The sequence below is a fragment of the Vibrio phycocola genome (assembly GCF_053850235.1).
Map to the genome: position 1 here is coordinate 14639 of NZ_JBSQDJ010000025.1, position 17395 is coordinate 32033.

Annotated in this window: 18 protein-coding genes; 3 read left to right on the forward strand and 15 right to left on the reverse strand. The window is 41.9% G+C overall.

All coding sequences use genetic code 11. From position 1 onward, the window contains the following. Positions 1-8: 8 nt before the first annotated feature. From ACWU4D_RS19455 to ACWU4D_RS19495, 9 genes are all read right to left on the reverse strand, one after another. Positions 9-1019, reverse strand: coding sequence for an ABC transporter permease subunit (locus ACWU4D_RS19455; protein WP_456053102.1), 1011 nt, complete (start codon positions 1017-1019; stop codon positions 9-11). A 132-nt stretch (positions 1020-1151) separates the two neighbouring features. Next, positions 1152-2750: an ABC transporter substrate-binding protein gene (locus ACWU4D_RS19460; protein WP_456053103.1), complete on the reverse strand. Its 1599-nt coding sequence runs from the start codon at positions 2748-2750 to the stop codon at positions 1152-1154. A 361-nt stretch (positions 2751-3111) separates the two neighbouring features. Continuing rightward, positions 3112-3315: an envelope stress response protein PspG gene (locus ACWU4D_RS19465; RefSeq protein WP_456053104.1), complete on the reverse strand. Its 204-nt coding sequence runs from the start codon at positions 3313-3315 to the stop codon at positions 3112-3114. Between the two features lie 204 nt (positions 3316-3519). Then, positions 3520-4524 carry a tRNA dihydrouridine(20/20a) synthase DusA gene (gene dusA / locus ACWU4D_RS19470; RefSeq protein WP_456053105.1) on the reverse strand — a complete coding sequence of 335 codons (1005 nt, stop codon included), beginning with the start codon at positions 4522-4524 and terminating at the stop codon, positions 3520-3522. 365 nt (positions 4525-4889) lie between these two features. Further along, a complete protein-coding gene (gene pstB, locus ACWU4D_RS19475) occupies positions 4890-5657 on the reverse strand; it encodes a phosphate ABC transporter ATP-binding protein PstB (RefSeq protein ID WP_456053118.1) in 768 nt (255 codons plus the stop codon). A 124-nt stretch (positions 5658-5781) separates the two neighbouring features. Next, positions 5782-7083, reverse strand: a complete 1302-nt coding sequence (gene pstA / locus ACWU4D_RS19480) for a phosphate ABC transporter permease PstA (protein ID WP_456053106.1) — start codon at positions 7081-7083, stop codon at positions 5782-5784. Then, on the reverse strand, positions 7076-8455 hold the full coding sequence (gene pstC, locus ACWU4D_RS19485; protein WP_456053107.1) for a phosphate ABC transporter permease subunit PstC: 1380 nt from the start codon (positions 8453-8455) through the stop codon (positions 7076-7078). The genes pstA and pstC overlap by 8 nt, the downstream gene beginning before the upstream one ends. 73 nt (positions 8456-8528) lie before the next feature. Beyond that, complete coding sequence (locus tag ACWU4D_RS19490) at positions 8529-9569, reverse strand: PstS family phosphate ABC transporter substrate-binding protein (protein ID WP_456053108.1); 1041 nt, start codon at positions 9567-9569, stop codon at positions 8529-8531. A gap of 651 nt (positions 9570-10220) precedes the next feature. Beyond that, on the reverse strand, positions 10221-10532 hold the full coding sequence (locus ACWU4D_RS19495) for a hypothetical protein (protein WP_456053109.1): 312 nt from the start codon (positions 10530-10532) through the stop codon (positions 10221-10223). 270 nt (positions 10533-10802) lie between these two features. Between ACWU4D_RS19495 and ACWU4D_RS19500 the strand changes: the two genes are divergently transcribed. Both ACWU4D_RS19500 and ACWU4D_RS19505 read left to right on the forward strand, forming a co-directional pair. Next, positions 10803-11252 carry a transcriptional repressor gene (locus ACWU4D_RS19500; RefSeq protein ID WP_456053110.1) on the forward strand — a complete coding sequence of 150 codons (450 nt, stop codon included), beginning with the start codon at positions 10803-10805 and terminating at the stop codon, positions 11250-11252. A gap of 12 nt (positions 11253-11264) precedes the next feature. Next, on the forward strand, positions 11265-11726 hold the full coding sequence (locus ACWU4D_RS19505) for a chemotaxis protein CheX (RefSeq protein WP_456053111.1): 462 nt from the start codon (positions 11265-11267) through the stop codon (positions 11724-11726). Between the two features lie 111 nt (positions 11727-11837). On the opposite strand, the gene pgi is transcribed toward ACWU4D_RS19505, so the two are convergent. After that, positions 11838-13487: a glucose-6-phosphate isomerase gene (gene pgi, locus ACWU4D_RS19510; RefSeq protein ID WP_456053112.1), complete on the reverse strand. Its 1650-nt coding sequence runs from the start codon at positions 13485-13487 to the stop codon at positions 11838-11840. Positions 13488-13728: 241 nt separating this feature from the next. Here pgi and ACWU4D_RS19515 point away from each other — a divergent pair, with 241 nt between their 5' ends. Beyond that, on the forward strand, positions 13729-14148 hold the full coding sequence (locus ACWU4D_RS19515) for a secondary thiamine-phosphate synthase enzyme YjbQ (RefSeq protein ID WP_456053113.1): 420 nt from the start codon (positions 13729-13731) through the stop codon (positions 14146-14148). Positions 14149-14192: 44 nt separating this feature from the next. Here ACWU4D_RS19515 and ACWU4D_RS19520 read toward each other — a convergent pair whose 3' ends face one another. The 5 genes from ACWU4D_RS19520 to ACWU4D_RS19540 form a co-directional block, all read right to left on the reverse strand. After that, positions 14193-15599: a replicative DNA helicase gene (locus ACWU4D_RS19520; RefSeq protein ID WP_456053114.1), complete on the reverse strand. Its 1407-nt coding sequence runs from the start codon at positions 15597-15599 to the stop codon at positions 14193-14195. A 143-nt stretch (positions 15600-15742) separates the two neighbouring features. Beyond that, positions 15743-16192: a 50S ribosomal protein L9 gene (gene rplI / locus ACWU4D_RS19525; protein WP_456053115.1), complete on the reverse strand. Its 450-nt coding sequence runs from the start codon at positions 16190-16192 to the stop codon at positions 15743-15745. 32 nt (positions 16193-16224) lie between these two features. After that, complete coding sequence (rpsR, locus tag ACWU4D_RS19530) at positions 16225-16452, reverse strand: 30S ribosomal protein S18 (RefSeq protein WP_000090472.1); 228 nt, start codon at positions 16450-16452, stop codon at positions 16225-16227. Positions 16453-16671: 219 nt separating this feature from the next. Further along, positions 16672-17040 (reverse strand): 30S ribosomal protein S6, encoded by a 369-nt coding sequence (gene rpsF, locus ACWU4D_RS19535; RefSeq protein ID WP_456053116.1) that lies wholly within the window; start codon positions 17038-17040, stop codon positions 16672-16674. 281 nt (positions 17041-17321) lie between these two features. After that, positions 17322-17395 (reverse strand): EF-Tu C-terminal domain-related protein (locus tag ACWU4D_RS19540; RefSeq protein ID WP_131818057.1); only part of this gene is annotated, 74 nt, incomplete at its 5' end.

The window sequence follows — 17395 nt, forward strand, 5'->3', positions numbered from 1 at the left end:
GCGCCTCCTTATCGGCTATGTCGAATACGTGGATTAACAATACCGTAGGTGATATCCACCAACAGGTTCACCACGATAATGATGGTTGCAACAATCAAAATGCCACCTTGAACGACGGGATAATCGCGTCGACCAATCGATTCAATCAACCATTTCCCGATCCCTGGCCAAGCAAAAACCGTTTCGGTCAAAATCGCGCCGGACAACAAGATACCGACTTGCAACCCAATCACAGTAATCACTGGAATAAGCGCATTACGCAGAGCATGAATGACTATGACACGCCAAGGTGCAATCCCTTTTGAGCGAGCAGTACGAATGTAATCTTCACTCAACACTTCGAGCATCGAAGAGCGCGTCATTCGCGCAATCACCGCCATTGGAATGGTGCCTAAAACAATGCTAGGCAAAATAAGATGTGATACTGCCGAAGAAAATGCCCCTTCTTCTCCCGATAACAACGCATCCACCAACATAAATCCGGTGACGTCATCAATCCAATACACCACATCGATGCGTCCCGAGACCGGCGTCCAACCTAAGTTGACAGAGAAAACGAGCATTAATAACAGCGCCCACCAGAATATAGGCATCGAATACCCAGTTAATGAAAACGTCATCACTGAGTGATCAAAAATGGTTCCACGTTTCACCGCCGCTATAATACCGGCGGGTAAGCCAATTAAAACCGCAAAAATAGCGGCACAAGCTGCGAGCTCAATCGTGGCTGGAAATAACGTTAAAAACTCTTGCAAAACAGGCTCTTTGGTTACTAATGAATTGCCAAAATCGCCTTGTAACACACCGCCGACATAGCGGAAATATTGGATGTACAATGGTTGGTCAAAACCAAGCTGAGCACTAAGCTCGGCATGACGCTCTGCCGATACTCCTCGCTCTCCGGCCATCACCTCTATTGGGTCACCGGGAATCATATGGATGAGCGTAAACGTCAATAATGTAATGCCTAGAAAGGTCGGAATAACCAACCCTAGTCGACGAAAAATAAACTGAAACATATAAAGATAAGCTCTCTGTTGCGAAAAGTGATGATTCTGATCATTCAGTTTCTAAATGCTAAACGACCTCATAATTACGGCACTCAGACTGCATCCAACCAGCCAGAGTGCCGTTTATCACTTAGTATTGAATTACTTCTCTAAGCTAACGCCGTAGAAGTAGTGACCGCCAAGTGGGTCAATTTTGTAGCCTTTCACTTCTTTACGAATTGGTTCGTAAACCACTGAGTGCGCGACGGTAATCCAAGGAGCTTGCTCTTTGAATAAAACCTGAGCTTCTTCATATAGCCCGGTACGCTTTTCGATATCCGATGTTTGTTTCGCATCGATTAGGAGTTTATCGAACGACTCGTTACACCATTGTGCACGGTTTGAACCGCCAACCGCATCACAGCTTAGTAGGACATAAAGGAAGTTATCTGGGTCACCATTATCACCGGTCCAGCCAAGCAGAACAGTATCGTGCTCACCTTTCTTAGAGCGGTTTAGGTATTCACCCCATTCGTAAGAAACGATTTCCGCATTAACACCGACTTGTTTCCAATCTTCCTGCATAACTTCTGCCATACGGCGAGCATTCGGATTGTATGGACGTTGAACTGGCATTGCCCAAATGTTGGTATCAAAACCATTCTCGTAACCCGCTTCTTTTAACAGCTGCTTAGCACGCACTGGATCATAGTTGTAATCAACCACTGCATCGTTGTACGACCAAATTGTTGGCGGAAGAGGGTTTTTCGCAATTTTACCTGCGCCTTGGAATACCGAGTCGATGATCGCTTGCTTGTTCGTTGCTAGGCTCAATGCCTGACGAACACGAACATCATCGAATGGCTTCTTCTGGGTATTAAACGCTAAATAGCCGACGTTTAAACCTTCTTGAGACATTACAGTGATATCTTCATCTTTCTGCATTTGCTCGATATCCGCTGGGTTTGGATATGGCATAGAATGACATTCACCCGCTTTCATTTTCGCATAACGTACTGATGCATCAGGCGTGATTGAGAATACAAGACGGTCAATCTCTGCTTTGCCTTTCCAGTAATCTTCAAACGCGGTATAGCGAATAAGTGAATCTTTTTGATATTGAACTTTTTGGAAAGGACCGGTACCAGCAGGATTAATATCGATCTGCTCGGGAGTGCCTTTTTCCATTAAGACGTCAGCTTGTTCTGCAGAAAAGATAGAAGCAAAATCCATGGCTAAGTTAGCAAGGAATGGTGCTTCAGGGTTATTTAGAACAAACTTAACCGTGTAATCATCAACCTTTACGATGTCTTTGATGAGTGCATCCATACCCATACCGGTAAAGTACTCATATGAACCACCAGAAACCGTGTGATATGGGTGCTCTTTGTCCCACTGACGTGCAAATGTAAAGACAACATCATCCGCATTGAAGTCACGAGTTGGAGTAAATTCTTTGCTTGAATGGAACTTAACGCCTTTACGTAAATGGAAGGTATATTCCAACCCATCATCCGTCACTTCATAGCTTTCTGCTAATGCTGGTTTCGCGGTCGTTGTGCCGACATCAAACTCAAGCAGACGGTTGAACATGGTTTTTGATGATGCGTCAAAAGTGGTACCAGAGGTATAAAACGCTGCGTTAAATCCTTCTGGGCTCCCTTCTGAACAGTAAACAAACGTGGTTGCTGCTTGTGCCGATGCAGCAAATGTGGTCGCCGCCATGATAGCTAGAGGTAATGCTAACAGCCTATGTTTCATTCTAATTCTCCATTTATTGAAATTGAAGCTGGTGTAATCATGAAAATGTGAGGCAGGTGGTCGTCGATTAGCACTGATACTTTAATGCGATTAAAAAGTATCTGAAGATGGTGTAAACAAAAGTTGAAACACCATTTACTCATCCATGAGCACCTTTGTGAAACTCAATGTCGTCATGACAATTGTAAAATCACTCATTGGAGGGTATCGAAGGGACTTAAAATTACCAATCGAAATAACGAAAGACGTTATACACAGAATGAATAGGGAGATAGAAAACAGTCAGTTACGTATATTAATCAATTAATTAGACGTAACCCACTTTCACCATATTGAAGAATAATTCAATCAGAAATGAGAACTAACGCACGCGCTTATGACGTACTAATAAGATAATTAAGCCGATAACGATTAACCACGGCAGCATTTTCACAATCAACCCCAACATGCCCATGATGAACATAAAGGCAATGCCAACTATCACCGCAACGGTGACGGAAAGAAACGAAATACCAAAGATCGCAAACGTGACAATAAAGAAAATCAAAAATAGAAACTCGAACATATTAGGGCCTCCATCGGCGTAGACTTTTTATTTGCAAACGTTTTTATTCGCAAACCTTTTCATTCATAAACTATATGCAAGAGAAAGATTGCAAGATAGAGGCCACTATTATACAAATATAACCCACTGAATTTATTGAGTTTTATGTGTTGAGATATTCTAACCCACAAAGCCTCTGGTTAAATTCGCCAAATATTGGTTATGTTATACATCGAGTTCGGTTGGAATTTTCGCTAGTGCTGCTTCGATCACTTCAACCCCCGCTCCTGCTTTATGCGCGTTCTCACTGATATATCGACGCCATTGTCTCGCGCCTGCCATGCTTTGGAATAAACCAATCATATGACGAGAGATGTGGCCCAGATTTGCACCATTAGCCAACTGAAATTCAATATACGGCAACATCTCATGCACAACTTGGCTGCGCTTTTTAACCGGAGTATCTAAGCCAAAGATTTCCTGATCGACCGTCGCCAATAAATAAGGGTTTTGATAGGCTTCGCGCCCGACCATCACGCCATCCAAATGTTTCAAGTGTTCTTTGGCTTGCTCCAAGGTTTTAACCCCACCGTTCACTGCAATCGACAAGTGTGGGAAGTCTTGCTTAATTTGGTAAGCTCTTGGGTAATCGAGTGGAGGAATTTCTCGGTTCTCTTTTGGGCTCAGACCATTTAACCACGCTTTACGGGCATGAATGGTGAACTGCTCACAGCCTCCTTTTTCAGAGACAACCTGAATAAAGTTAGTCAGAAACTCATAACTGTCTTGGTCATCGATGCCAATGCGGGTTTTCACCGTGACGGGAATCGAAACTTCTGCTTTCATTGCCGCAATACATTCCGCCACCAGCTCCGCTTCTCCCATTAGGCAAGCACCAAAGCGTCCATTCTGTACTCGATCCGATGGGCAGCCGACATTGAGGTTTATCTCGTCATAACCGCGCTCTTCAGCCAACTTTGCACAATGCGCCAAGTCTTTAGGGTTCGATCCCCCCAATTGCAACGATACTGGGTGCTCTTCCTCACTGTATTTAAGAAAGTCTCCTTTGCCATGAATAATCGCACCTGTGGTAATCATCTCGGTATACAGCAGAGTTTGAGATGACAATAAGCGGTGAAAGTAACGGCAATGACGATCCGTCCAATCGAGCATCGGGGCAACAGAGAAGCGATTTGAGTCGAAAGCACTTGTGGAATCAAGCGTAGGCATTGAAAAACCTCAGGTTTAATACATCAAAAAATTACCGAGCCGATGTAAATACCATTAACACGGGAATCATTAAAAAAGAATCTGCGGATTATACACTGAGAATTGAAGACATATAAAAAGAAAGCGTTCCTAAAATATCCTAATTCGAGCCAATGAGTAGCTCTTTTAGCTTTGGGATCATAGTAGACCGATAGCTTTTAGATCATAGTATGCTTTTAGATCATGGTAACCCCAAAGCTAAAATTGGAGACAGATATTCACCTAGCGTTCGAGATAAGAAGTAAGAGACACAAGAAGATAGAGAGAGATTTTAGAAAGGAGTAAGCAGGCTAACGTGGAAGCTAAGCCTGCTTAGATGTAGAAGGTTAACCGAAACGACCGCTGATGTAATCGCGAGTCAAACGGTGTTGCGGATTATGGAAGACTTCTTTGGTCGAGTTAACCTCAATCAAATCACCTAGGTGGAAATACGCCGTGCGATCGGAAACGCGAAGTGCCTGCTGCATTGAGTGAGTTACGATGACAATGCTGTAGTTCTTCTTAAGGTCATGAATCAACTCTTCAATGACTTCAGTAGCAATTGGGTCGAGCGCTGAACACGGTTCATCCATTAGAATCACTTCAGGGCTGATTGCAATAGTTCGGGCAATACAAAGACGCTGCTGCTGACCACCCGATAACCCTGTTGCTGGATGATCGAGGCGATCTTTCACTTCATTCCACAAACCTGCTTTGGTTAATGACTCTTCCACAACCAGATCCATATCAGCCTTACGTTCGATAAGACCATGTAAAAGAGGCCCGTATACGATGTTCTCGTAGATCGACTTAGGAAATGGATTTGGACGCTGGAACACCATCCCAACTTGAGAGCGCAACTCAACAATTTCCTGCTCTGGGCTATAGATATCGCTACCATCAAGGGTGATGGAACCATTGATAACACAGCCATCGACGGTATCATTCATTCGGTTTAGACAACGTAGGAATGTTGATTTACCGCAACCTGAAGGCCCAATCATTGAGAGTACTTCACGCTCACCAATATCGAGGCTTACTTTCTTGATCGCTTGTTTTTCGCCGTGATCGTAAAAAACATCAACATCGCGCGCACACATGCGTGGGTTATCAATAAACTTAACGCCGACCGTCGCGCGTGATTCATCTTCACGATGGTGAACAGAGCCAGTCTTTTTTACTTCAGTTACGTTTTCAACGTTCATATTCTGCATTACTTGTGTCATTTTCAAAAAACTCCTACCAACGACGTTCTAGACGTTTACGCAGCATAATTGCGCATGAGTTCATAAAGGCAAGGAAAGCGAGCAATACCATAATTGCACCGGAAGTATTTTCGGCAAAGCCTTTCTCCGGGTTTTCTGCCCATAAGTATATTTGTACTGGTAAAGATGTTGATGCATCGAAAGGTCCCTGAGGGACATCGACAATAAATGCAACCATACCAATCATAATTAATGGTGCGGTTTCACCCAACGCTTGTGCCATACCGATGATCGTGCCAGTAAGCATACCTGGCATTGCCAATGGCAAAACATGATGAGTGACTGACTGCACTTTTGACGCGCCAACACCGAGTGCCGCATCCTTAATCGAAGGAGGAACCGCTCGAATCGCAGCACGACTCGAAATAATAATCGTCGGTAAGGTCATGAGTGAAAGCACCAGACCACCCACAAGCGGAGCGGAACGCGGTAAGTCCGCCATGTTCAAAAAGATCGCGAGACCTAAAAGACCAAATACAATCGAAGGAACCGCAGCCAAGTTATTGATGTTAATTTCAATTAAGTCAGTCCACTTATTCTTCGGTGCAAACTCCTCAAGGTAGGTTGCCGCTGCTACCCCAATCGGGAAACTGATACAAAAACAGACCAATAAGGTGTAAAACGAACCAACAGTTGCTCCCCAAATACCGGCCAGTTCAGCGTCTCGGCTATCACCGTTAGTAAAGAAGTTCTTATTTAACACCGTGCGTACATTGCCATCTTCTTCAAGTTGCTCATACCAGCCGATGTGCTTGTCTTTAAACTTACGCGAATCTTCTGGTACGTCTTTAGAGAAGTTGCCTTTGTTGTATTGGTTAAATAAATCCCCCGCTAACGCCCAGTAGGTGAACTCCTTCCCTATCAAAGATGGATCTTCTACCACCAAATCACGCAAATCGTATTCAGCCCCATTGGAGATGAACGCATAAAGTGCCTTACGATCTTTACGACTTGAAACCTCTATTTCCTCTCTGAGAGCGTCACGTAATACCTTCATATAATTGGCACTAAATAACTCACCTTTCGATGGTTCTTCGCTCGAAAGACCTAAGGTTTCTTTGTCTAGAGTAACCTCTAAGCGAATCTCTGTGGTGTAAAATGCGGTATAGCCCTGAGAGATAATAGAGCCAAGCAAGATCACTAAGAACAGGATCGCAAATGAAATAGACGCTACACCAAAGGAGCGGAAGCGCTTCTCCTTAGACTTACGTTTCGCTAAGCTCGCTTTTACTTTCGCTTTCTTAGTCTTTGACATTTCTACTAATATATCAGTCATATTGCTCTCGATATTTCTTCACAATGCGCAATGCAACAAAGTTAAGCGCTAATGTAACGACAAAGAGTGATAGACCCAGCGCAAATGCGGCCAGTGTTTTCGGGCTATCAAACTCTTGGTCTCCAACCAGTAACGTTACGATTTGTACCGTGATGGTCGTAACAGAATCAAATGGATTCGCCGTTAGATTTGCCGACATTCCTGCCGCCATCACCACTATCATGGTTTCTCCAATTGCACGAGAAACCGCAAGCAATAGACCACCAACGATACCTGGAAGCGCGGCTGGTAATATTACTTTTTTGACTGTTTCCGACTCGGTTGCACCCAACGCGAGCGAGCCATCTTTTAATGTACGCGGAACGGCGGTAATCACATCATCAGATAAAGAGGAAACAAATGGGATAATCATAATTCCCATAATCAAACCTGCGGCTAATGCACTCTCAGATGACGCCGATTCAATACCGATGGATTGGGCGAAGTCGCGAATCATCGGAGCAACAACTAACGCGGCGAAAAAACCGTATACCACTGTTGGAATACCCGCGAGTACTTCCAAAATAGGCTTAACAATTGAACGAACTCTTGGCGTAGCGTATTCCGCTAGGTAGATAGCACTCATCAAACCGATCGGCGCGGCGATAGCCATTGCGATGAATGAAATCATCAAGGTACCAGTAAACAATGGGATAAACCCGAATGCCCCACTTGCTCCTTGCTGATCGGCACGTATCGCTACTTGAGGTGACCATTCAAGCCCAAATAAAAAGTCAGTAACTGGAATAATTTGGAAGAAACGAACCGCTTCAAACAACACCGATAAAACAATGCCTACCGTGGTAAGAATGGCGATGATTGAACAGATAAGCAGAAATGTCTGCATAATCGATTCAACATAAACGCGAGCACGTACCTTTGGGCGAACCAATTTCCAACCAAGAGCAAGCCCTGCCGCAGATAGTGCGATTAACGATGCAAAGCGGATGTTCGAGCCAAGCTCATTTAGGCGGGTATAGTGACTTGCCGCTTCGGTTAGCCAGTTATGGTCTGTTGATTTTATCCCATTCACAACATGCAAAATCTGACTAAACAAGAGAGAGTGATCGGTCCCACTAGCCAAAATATCTGCGGGTAGTTCTGCCATGACCATTGATTCAACAATGCTTGGTGAGAACATGCTCCACAGAACAAAAATAATAAGCGCTGGTACGGCAGATAACACAGCCGCAAGCGAACCATAGTAAGAAGGTCGGGAGTGAAGATATCTTAGACCACCATTGGCTTGTGCCAGCTTTCTTGAGCGAGTTTTCGCCATGATATAAGCAAGGGTCGAGATACCTAGCAACAAGACCAAAAGCAACGAATTCATAGAGCCTCTGAACTTATTACGAGGCAGCTATCTTTTGATAGCCACCCCGTTTTGTTAGTAGAAATAATGATTCTTAAAGGTTTGGTGTCAGGTTAGAACCAGCAGCACGTACTGCTTTCCAATCTGATTCAGGCAGTGGAATCAAACCACGGTCTGCAAGATACCCTTCTTCACCAATCGCTTGCTCAGAAGTAAACGCATCTACGTACTCTTTAAGACCAGGAATCGTATCTTTGTGTGCCTCTTTAACATAGAAGAACAGTGAACGTGATACTGGGTAGTCACCAGAACCAATCGCTTCAAACGTTGGTTCAACGTTATTTATGATTGATGCTTGAACTTTATCCGCATTCTCTTCAAGGAAAGAGTAACCAAATACACCTAGAGCTTTAGGGTTCGCCGCCAGTTTCTGAACGATTAAGTTATCGTTCTCACCCGCTTCGATGTATGCGCCATCTTCACGAACAGAGTGACATACTGCTTTGTACTTGTTCTTGTCTGTCTTTTTAAGCGCTTTGATTGAATCGAAAGTCTTACAACCACCTTCTAATGCAAGTTCTGCAAATGCATCACGAGTACCCGATGTTGGCGGTGGACCTAGAACTTCGATTTTTGTTGCAGGGAGTGAAGCATTAACTTCATTCCAAGTTTTGTATGGGTTTTCGATTAGATTGCCATCTGCATCTGGAACCATTTTTGCGATACCAAGGTAGACATCACGTAACGAAAGCTCAAACTGAGTTGCGTCTTTCGAGTTCGCAAGAACGATACCGTCATAGCCGATCTTGATCTCTACGATATTGTTTACACCATTGCTCGCACAAAGATCAACTTCTGAAGATTTGATCTTACGCGATGCATTTGTGATATCTGGTGTATTTTCACCAATACCTGAACAGAATAATTTCAGACCACCACCAGAACCCGTTGATTCAATTTTTGGCACTGAAAATGATGTAGTGCGGCCAAATCGCTCAGCTACAACAGTCGCAAATGGAAATACTGTTGAAGAACCTACAATACTTATGTAATCGCGAGATGCAGCATTAGCAACACCAGAAGTAGCCATAGTTACAGCCATAGTTGTTGCAGCAATTAACGCTTTAACTTTCACATCAACCTCCAAGTCGATTGTTTTATTTAGTCATCACACCCAATGGTGTATCAAGAATATTTGGTTTGGGTTCATCCTTGAACGAGGTTGATTTCATCAGGGAAATGTTTCAGAACAATGACAGTTTTTTTAATAAAACATTTCATCGCGATATAAAATGGAGATAGGTGAATTTGTTAACTACAATTTAATTAGTCATCAACCGATGTGGCGAGGATGGTGAGATATTATTTCATACCGAAAAGAAAAATAACTAACATATTGATATGTAAAATATAAAAATCACATCAAGCAGATGAAATTGAAAAAATATCATGTGAAAGTTAGATCAAAGTAAACTTGAAAAAGTCTATCAAATAGATGTACAATGTATATACACTAAAAACAATAAGGAAACCGCACATGAAATTACAAAAAATATTTTTTAATAGCGCAGAACAACCTGTATTTGGTCTTCTAGAAAGAATCAGCCTTGGTGCTTTTATTGTCCTGTCAGTCGTCTTTACACTCGGCTAAGCAATATTTGTCACAATTTTTAGATATCACAAGGGATTGCTAAAAGGATCCTAGCAGCCCTGTGGTGTAACACTTTTTCAGCTATAACCAGAAATTCCCTCTTATAAACATTTCAGTCGTAAAAAGTTCATAATATTAAAATTGATGAAGCTTCTTAGCCCGAATTAAGAACTGGAATAATCGTTCACGAAACCCTTGGTAGAATTCCTCTTCACGCCCAATAGGCACTCGATTATTTTTATCTTGATTATGAACAATACAAGGCTCACCACCGATAGGAGCACTGATTTCTAAACATTCACCAGGAGAATAATAAAAGACAAAACGAAGATAATTAATAGAATCCTCTTCGCTCACATCTGTAAAAGTAATATTAAAATATTCCTCTAACTCAGCCACCAATGTTTTAACCAATTCAATCGCGGTATTTGTATCCTGGTGTTCCATTATCACAACTCCTACAAGGTAACTTGATATGGTATTGAAGGTTCAATTCGCTCAAGTTAACGTTTTATATCAACAAATTGTAGTGGCTTCTTACCCTAAAAACCAATATCTCCTAAAGCACCTACCATGTCATTTTTCAATTTCGGTCTATAATATTAGTAATAAATCATTTGTAGCCCTCATAAAATGTAGAAACTCGTGAAAAATTAAACGAAAATGTGTAAAAAGTAGTATATTAATAAGTACGTCCAATGGTTATGGTGATGAATTTTGGACCAAAATTTAATTGAAAAAATTGAGGGGATTTGTGTTGAGAGAGGGGTTAGACTCACTTCACAACGCAGACGAGTATTTGAAATAATTTGTTCAAATAGAAAAGCTTCAAGTGCTTATGAGTTACTAGAAGCGTTAAAAACAAGTGAACCACAAGCTAAACCACCAACGGTTTACCGAGCACTTGATTTTTTGATGGATCAAGGCTTTATTCATAGAGTGGAATCAACAAATAGTTTTATTTCCTGTTGTTCATGTAATGCTCATAAACACTTTTTTCACCTTTTAATATGTGACAAATGTAATGATGTTATTGAACTTCAAGATAAATCATTGGTTGCTTTGTTGGAACAGAACGCAGAGACGCATGCTTTTCAGGTTACAAACCATGTTATTGAATCCCATGGTATCTGTCAGTCATGTTCCTCTAATCAAGAGCTTAACTAGTAGATCGATTATATGCGCGCAGAATTTGTAAACCCATTTCTAGCATCATTGCTAAACGTACTTAAAACAATGGCTTCTTTAGACTTAAAGCCTGAGAAACCTAGAGTAAAAAAAGATGAGATCGCTCGTGGCGATATATCAGGCTTAATTGGTATGATCGGCGATAAAAGTCGCGGCTCAATGTCGATCACTTTCGATGAAAACCTCGCACTTGAAATAATGCAAAACATGTTGGGCGAACGCCCAAATGGCCTCAACGAAGAAATCACTGACATGGTAGGTGAAATCACCAACATGGTCGCAGGGGGTGCAAAACGTATTCTCGCAGAAAGTGGGTTTGATTTTGATATGGCGACTCCTGTTGTTGTTTCAGGGAAAGGTCATACGATTCGCCATAAATGTAAAGGCTCGATTATTATCATGCCTTTTAATTCAGAATGGGGTAATGCCTTTATCGAGATTTGTTTCGAATAGGCAGTAGCTTAAGTTACATGATCAAAAAAGGTTGATGGTATGGTTACCATCAACCTTTTTTATTTTCTTAATGTGTACGGCTCAACAATTAAGCCGTACACAACGGATACGCTAGCGTAGCGCTTTAAATGCGTTAATCAACCCATTGGTCGAGCTATCGTGAGAATCAATCGCTTTGTCATCCCCAAGCTCTGGTAAGATTTGATTCGCCAATTGCTTACCAAGCTCAACACCCCACTGATCAAATGTAAAGATGTTCCAAATAACACCTTGAGTAAAGATTTTGTGCTCATAAGTTGCAAGCAAATTACCGAGAGTTCGCGGTGTGATCTGTTTGACGAGAATAGAGTTGGTTGGACGGTTTCCTTCAAACACTTTGAATGGAACTAAAGACGCCACTTCTTCTTTCGTTTTTCCAGCGGCAACAAACTCAGCTTCAACCTGCTCTTTAGTTTTACCAAACGCCAATGCGCCAGTTTGAGCAAAGAAGTTCGACATTAGCTTCTCATGGTGATCACCGGTTGGGTTATGCGTTATCGCTGGAGCAATAAAGTCACAAGGGATCAACTTAGTACCCTGGTGAATCAATTGATAGAATGCATGCTGACCATTTGTTCCAGGTTCACCCCAAATAATAGGGCCTGTTTGATAATCCACCGCACTGCCATCGCGATCAACAAACTTACCATTCGATTCCATATTACCTTGCTGGAAATAAGCCGCAAAACGATGCATATATTGATCGTAAGGAAGAATTGCTTCCGACTCTGCGCCATAGAAGTTGTTGTACCAAATTCCGATCAACGCAAGAATCACAGGAATATTTTTTTCAAATGGCGTGGTAGAAAAATGGTTATCTACCTCATGAGCACCGGTTAATAGTTCTACGAAATTATCAAAACCAACACCTAAAATAATTGAAAGACCAATTGCCGACCATAATGAGTATCGACCTCCGACCCAATCCCAAAATTCAAACATATTGTCTGTATCAATACCAAACTCGGAAACAGCTTGAGCATTTGTTGATAGAGCAACAAAGTGTTTTGCAACTTGTGACTCATCTTTAGCTTCATTTAAGAACCAAGTACGCGCAGTATGTGCATTGGTCATGGTTTCTTGAGTCGTGAACGTTTTCGATGCAACAAGGAACATCGTTGTTGCCGGATTTACTTTCTTCAATACTTCCGCAATATGAGTACCGTCAACATTGGAGACAAAATGCAGATTCAATCGAGTTTTATAAGGCTTAAGCGCTTCAGTTACCATGAATGGGCCAAGATCTGACCCACCAATACCAATGTTCACAATATCGGTGATCGCTTCACCGGTATACCCTTTCCACTCGCCAGAAATAACTCGCTCAGAGAAAACCTTCATCTTATCCAGTACCGCATTCACATCGGGCATGACATCTTTGCCGTCAACCAAAATCGGTGTATTACTACGATTACGTAGTGCAACGTGCAGAACCGAACGACTCTCTGTTATATTGATCTTCTCGCCACTAAACATGGCTTTAATTGCACTCGATACTTCGGTCTCTTCAGCCAGTTTGAATAACAAAGACATCGTTTCTTCATTGATAAAGTTCTTTGAATAATCAACTAAGATATCATCGCCAAAGCGCGTAGAAAATTTGTCGAAACGTTGGGCATCTTGATTAAAGAGTGATTTCAAATCAGTATCTTTAACAGATTCAAAGTGCTGTGTTAACGCTTTCCAAGCTTGAGTTTCAGTTGGATTAATATTCTTCAACATGGTCATATCGTCTATCCCGATCTAATATTATTTTTAACACTGTGCCAAAGCATTCACTCTAGCAACCAATATATCTAGAAGCTATCTTCAAATTACACCAAAATTACTGCGTTATAGTATACTTAATTTTCGAAGCGAATTTACGTTTAAGTTCAAATAGAAAACAATTTCCTATCTAAAAATCTAAATGCTAGTGTAGTAGAACATTCACTATACACCACAGATTAAGGTTGAGCTGAAGATGTGGAAACAAAAAATTATAACTCTCAAAGCACGTCACCGAGGTTTTCACCTCATCAGTGATGAAGTTCAGCGCCAATTACCCGAATTAACGCAGATTAATATTGGAATATTACACCTTTTTATCCAACATACCTCAGCGAGTCTGACGATCAATGAAAATGCCGATGAGACCGTACGTCATGACATGGAACGCCACTTCAATAACTATGTTCCCGAGCGAGCTCCTTACTATCAACATACCTATGAAGGCGATGATGATATGCCAGCCCATATAAAGTCTTCATTGTTAGGAAACAATCTTTCAATACCAATCAGCAACGGAAAATTGGCATTAGGTACATGGCAGGGTATTTACTTAGGTGAGCATCGAGATCATGGTGGTAACCGTCGGCTCGTCGTGACCATTCAAGGTGAATAATAGGAGGCTAATGATTCTCCTCCCATAGCTACCTTATGCGAGTGTTATTCATCGTCATCAAACGCTGGGCCAGCATAATTATCAAAACGAGAATGTTGGCCTTGGAAGGTTAGACGTACAGAACCAATCGGACCATTACGCTGCTTACCCAAAATAATTTCTGCGGTGCCCTTCATCGAACTATCAGGGTGATAAACCTCATCACGATAGATAAACATAATCAAATCCGCATCCTGCTCGATCGAACCTGATTCACGTAGATCTGAGTTTACAGGGCGCTTATCGGCTCGCTGCTCCAACGAACGGTTTAACTGAGAAAGTGCAACAACAGGAACATTCAATTCTTTCGCCAAGGCTTTTAATGAACGAGAGATTTCGGCAATTTCTAATGTTCGATTTTCGGTGAGTGATGGCACGCGCATCAACTGAAGGTAATCGATCATGATCATTGATAAGCCACCGTGCTCTCGCGCGACACGGCGAGCTCTGGATCGCAATTCCGTTGGTGTTAAACCAGAACTGTCATCAATATACATGTTCTTCTTCTCCATGAGTCGCCCCATAGACGCTGAAATTCGAGCCCAATCCTCATCATCAAGTTGCCCAGTACGAATTCGGGTTTGGTCAACTCGGGATAGTGATGCAAGTGTACGCATCATCAACTGTTCCGCTGGCATTTCTAGAGAGAAAATCAATACCGGCTTTTCTTGCTCCATTGCCGCATTTTCACATAAGTTCATCGCAAAGGTTGTTTTACCCATCGATGGACGAGCAGCAACAATGATCAGATCTGATCCTTGCAAGCCTGCAGTTTTCTTATTGAGATCGGTAAAGCCAGTATCGACACCAGTTACACCATTTTGAGGCGATTTATATAACGTCTCAATTCGCTCTAAGGTTTTCTCTAAAATAGAATCAACGGTTTGTGGGCCTTCGTTCTCATTGGTTCTTGCTTCAGCAATCGCGAAGACTTTACTTTCGGCTAAATCCAATAACTCTTCAGAATTACGACCTTGAGGATCATAACCCGCGTCGGCAATTTCATTTGCCACCCCAATAAGGTTTCTCACCAGTGCACGCTCTGCCACTATTTCGGCATACGCATTGATATTTGCGGCACTCGGCGTATTTTTGGCTAAATCGGCTAAATAGGCAAAACCGCCAACATCTTCTAGCTGTTCGCGTACTTCTAAGTGTTCCGATAAGGTAATTAAGTCGAGTGGATTATTTGATTCTAAAATGGTTTTAATACCATCAAAGATTAACCGATGAGGACGACTGTAAAAGTCATTACTGATCACTCGCTCGGCCACAGTATCCCAGCGTTCATTATCCAATAACAAGCCGCCAAGAACCGACTGCTCAGCTTCAAGTGAATGTGGCGGGCTTTTAATCGCTTCGACTTGAGCATCGCGTTTATGATTGGAGAATTCTGGGTTTACTTGGGCCATTACTTAACTCAACTAAAATATGATGAGAGCCATTATAACCGCATATAAAAAATTAGAAACGAGCGATATTCGTAATTGAAGAGGAATTTTAAGCAAAAAAAACACCAGCCTAAGCTGGTGTCCTATATCATTTTATTACTGAATTACTCAGCAACAATTTGAACCTTAGCAGTAGCAAATACATCTGAGTGTAGTTGAACACTGATGTCAAATTCGCCAACATTACGTAGTGCGCCTTCTGGAAGACGAACTTCGCTTTTAACAACAGCAACACCAGCTGCTGAAATCGCTTCAGCGATATCGCGAGTACCGATAGAACCGAATAGTTTACCTTCTTCGCCAGCTTTAGATGCAATAACAACTGCTTCTAATGCTTCAACTTGGTCAGCACGTACTTGAGCTTCAGCAAGTTGCTTAGCAACGTTTGCTTCAAGTTCAGCACGACGGCCTTCAAATACTTCGATGTTAGCTTTAGTTGCCATAACAGCCTTACCTTGTGGGATAAGGAAGTTACGTGCATAACCAGATTTAACAGCTACTGTATCGCCAAGACCACCTAGGTTACCGATTTTATCAAGTAGAATAACTTGCATTGATTAATCTCCTTTCTTAATAACGGTGCCGATTACTGATGTTTGTCAGTGTAAGGCAATAGAGCTAGGTAGCGTGAACGCTTGATTGCACGAGCTAGCTGACGCTGATATTTAGCACTTGTACCAGTGATACGGCTAGGTACGATTTTACCAGCTTCAGTGATATAGTTTTTTAGAGTTGCTACATCTTTGTAGTCAATCTCTTGTACGCCTTCTGCAGTAAAACGACAGAATTTACGACGACGGAAGAAACGAGCCATGGGCTATCTCCTGATCTTAAATTTGAGTGATGTTAGTAGCATCAGGTACAAACACTATAAAGCCTCTATACCGCTGCTCTATACTAAATAATGAGAATTTAATAATGACCAATGCGTGCAAATAAAATTGAACATCAAATTTGATTCCATTCTTATTACACTACTAATCACAATAGAGGGTTAGTATGACTACTGATTCTCTACTGAATTGGTCTTAAATTACTCAGAGTCTCCATCAGTTCTCACTTCTTCACGCTTAGGACGCTCATCTTTAGCTTTAAGCACGATAGAAGGTTCAGTGATGGCAGCTTTAGTACGCATGATCATGTTACGTAGAACTGCATCGTTGTAACGGAAAGCAGTTTCAAGCTCATCAATCACAGCCTGCTCAGATTCTACGTTCATAAGAACATAGTGAGCTTTGTGAAGTTTGTTGATTGGGTAAGCCAATTGACGACGACCCCAGTCTTCTAAACGGTGTACAGCACCGCCAGCTTCAGTGATAGAACCAGTGTAACGCTCGATCATGCCAGCAACTTGCTCGCTTTGATCAGGGTGCACCATGAATACGATTTCGTAATGACGCATTTATTGCTCCTTACGGATTATTCAGCTTCCACAATAGGCTCGGTTATCCAGAGGAAGCAAGGAACGAAAAAAATAGAACCGAGAATTAAGGACGACGAATAATATAGAATGCCGACATAATAAGCAAGTAGAAAGATGATGAAAAAGCGCTGCAGAGGAGAATAGATCCTCACCTAACACAAATAATAAGAAAACCCTTATCGCCATTCACATTTCATTTACTTTAGACAATAAAAAAGAGGAGCCATAAGCTCCTCTTTTTCTAATGTGTAGATAAGTTATTAAGCAATAACTTTAGCTACAACACCAGCACCTACTGTACGGCCACCTTCACGAATCGCGAAACGTAGACCTT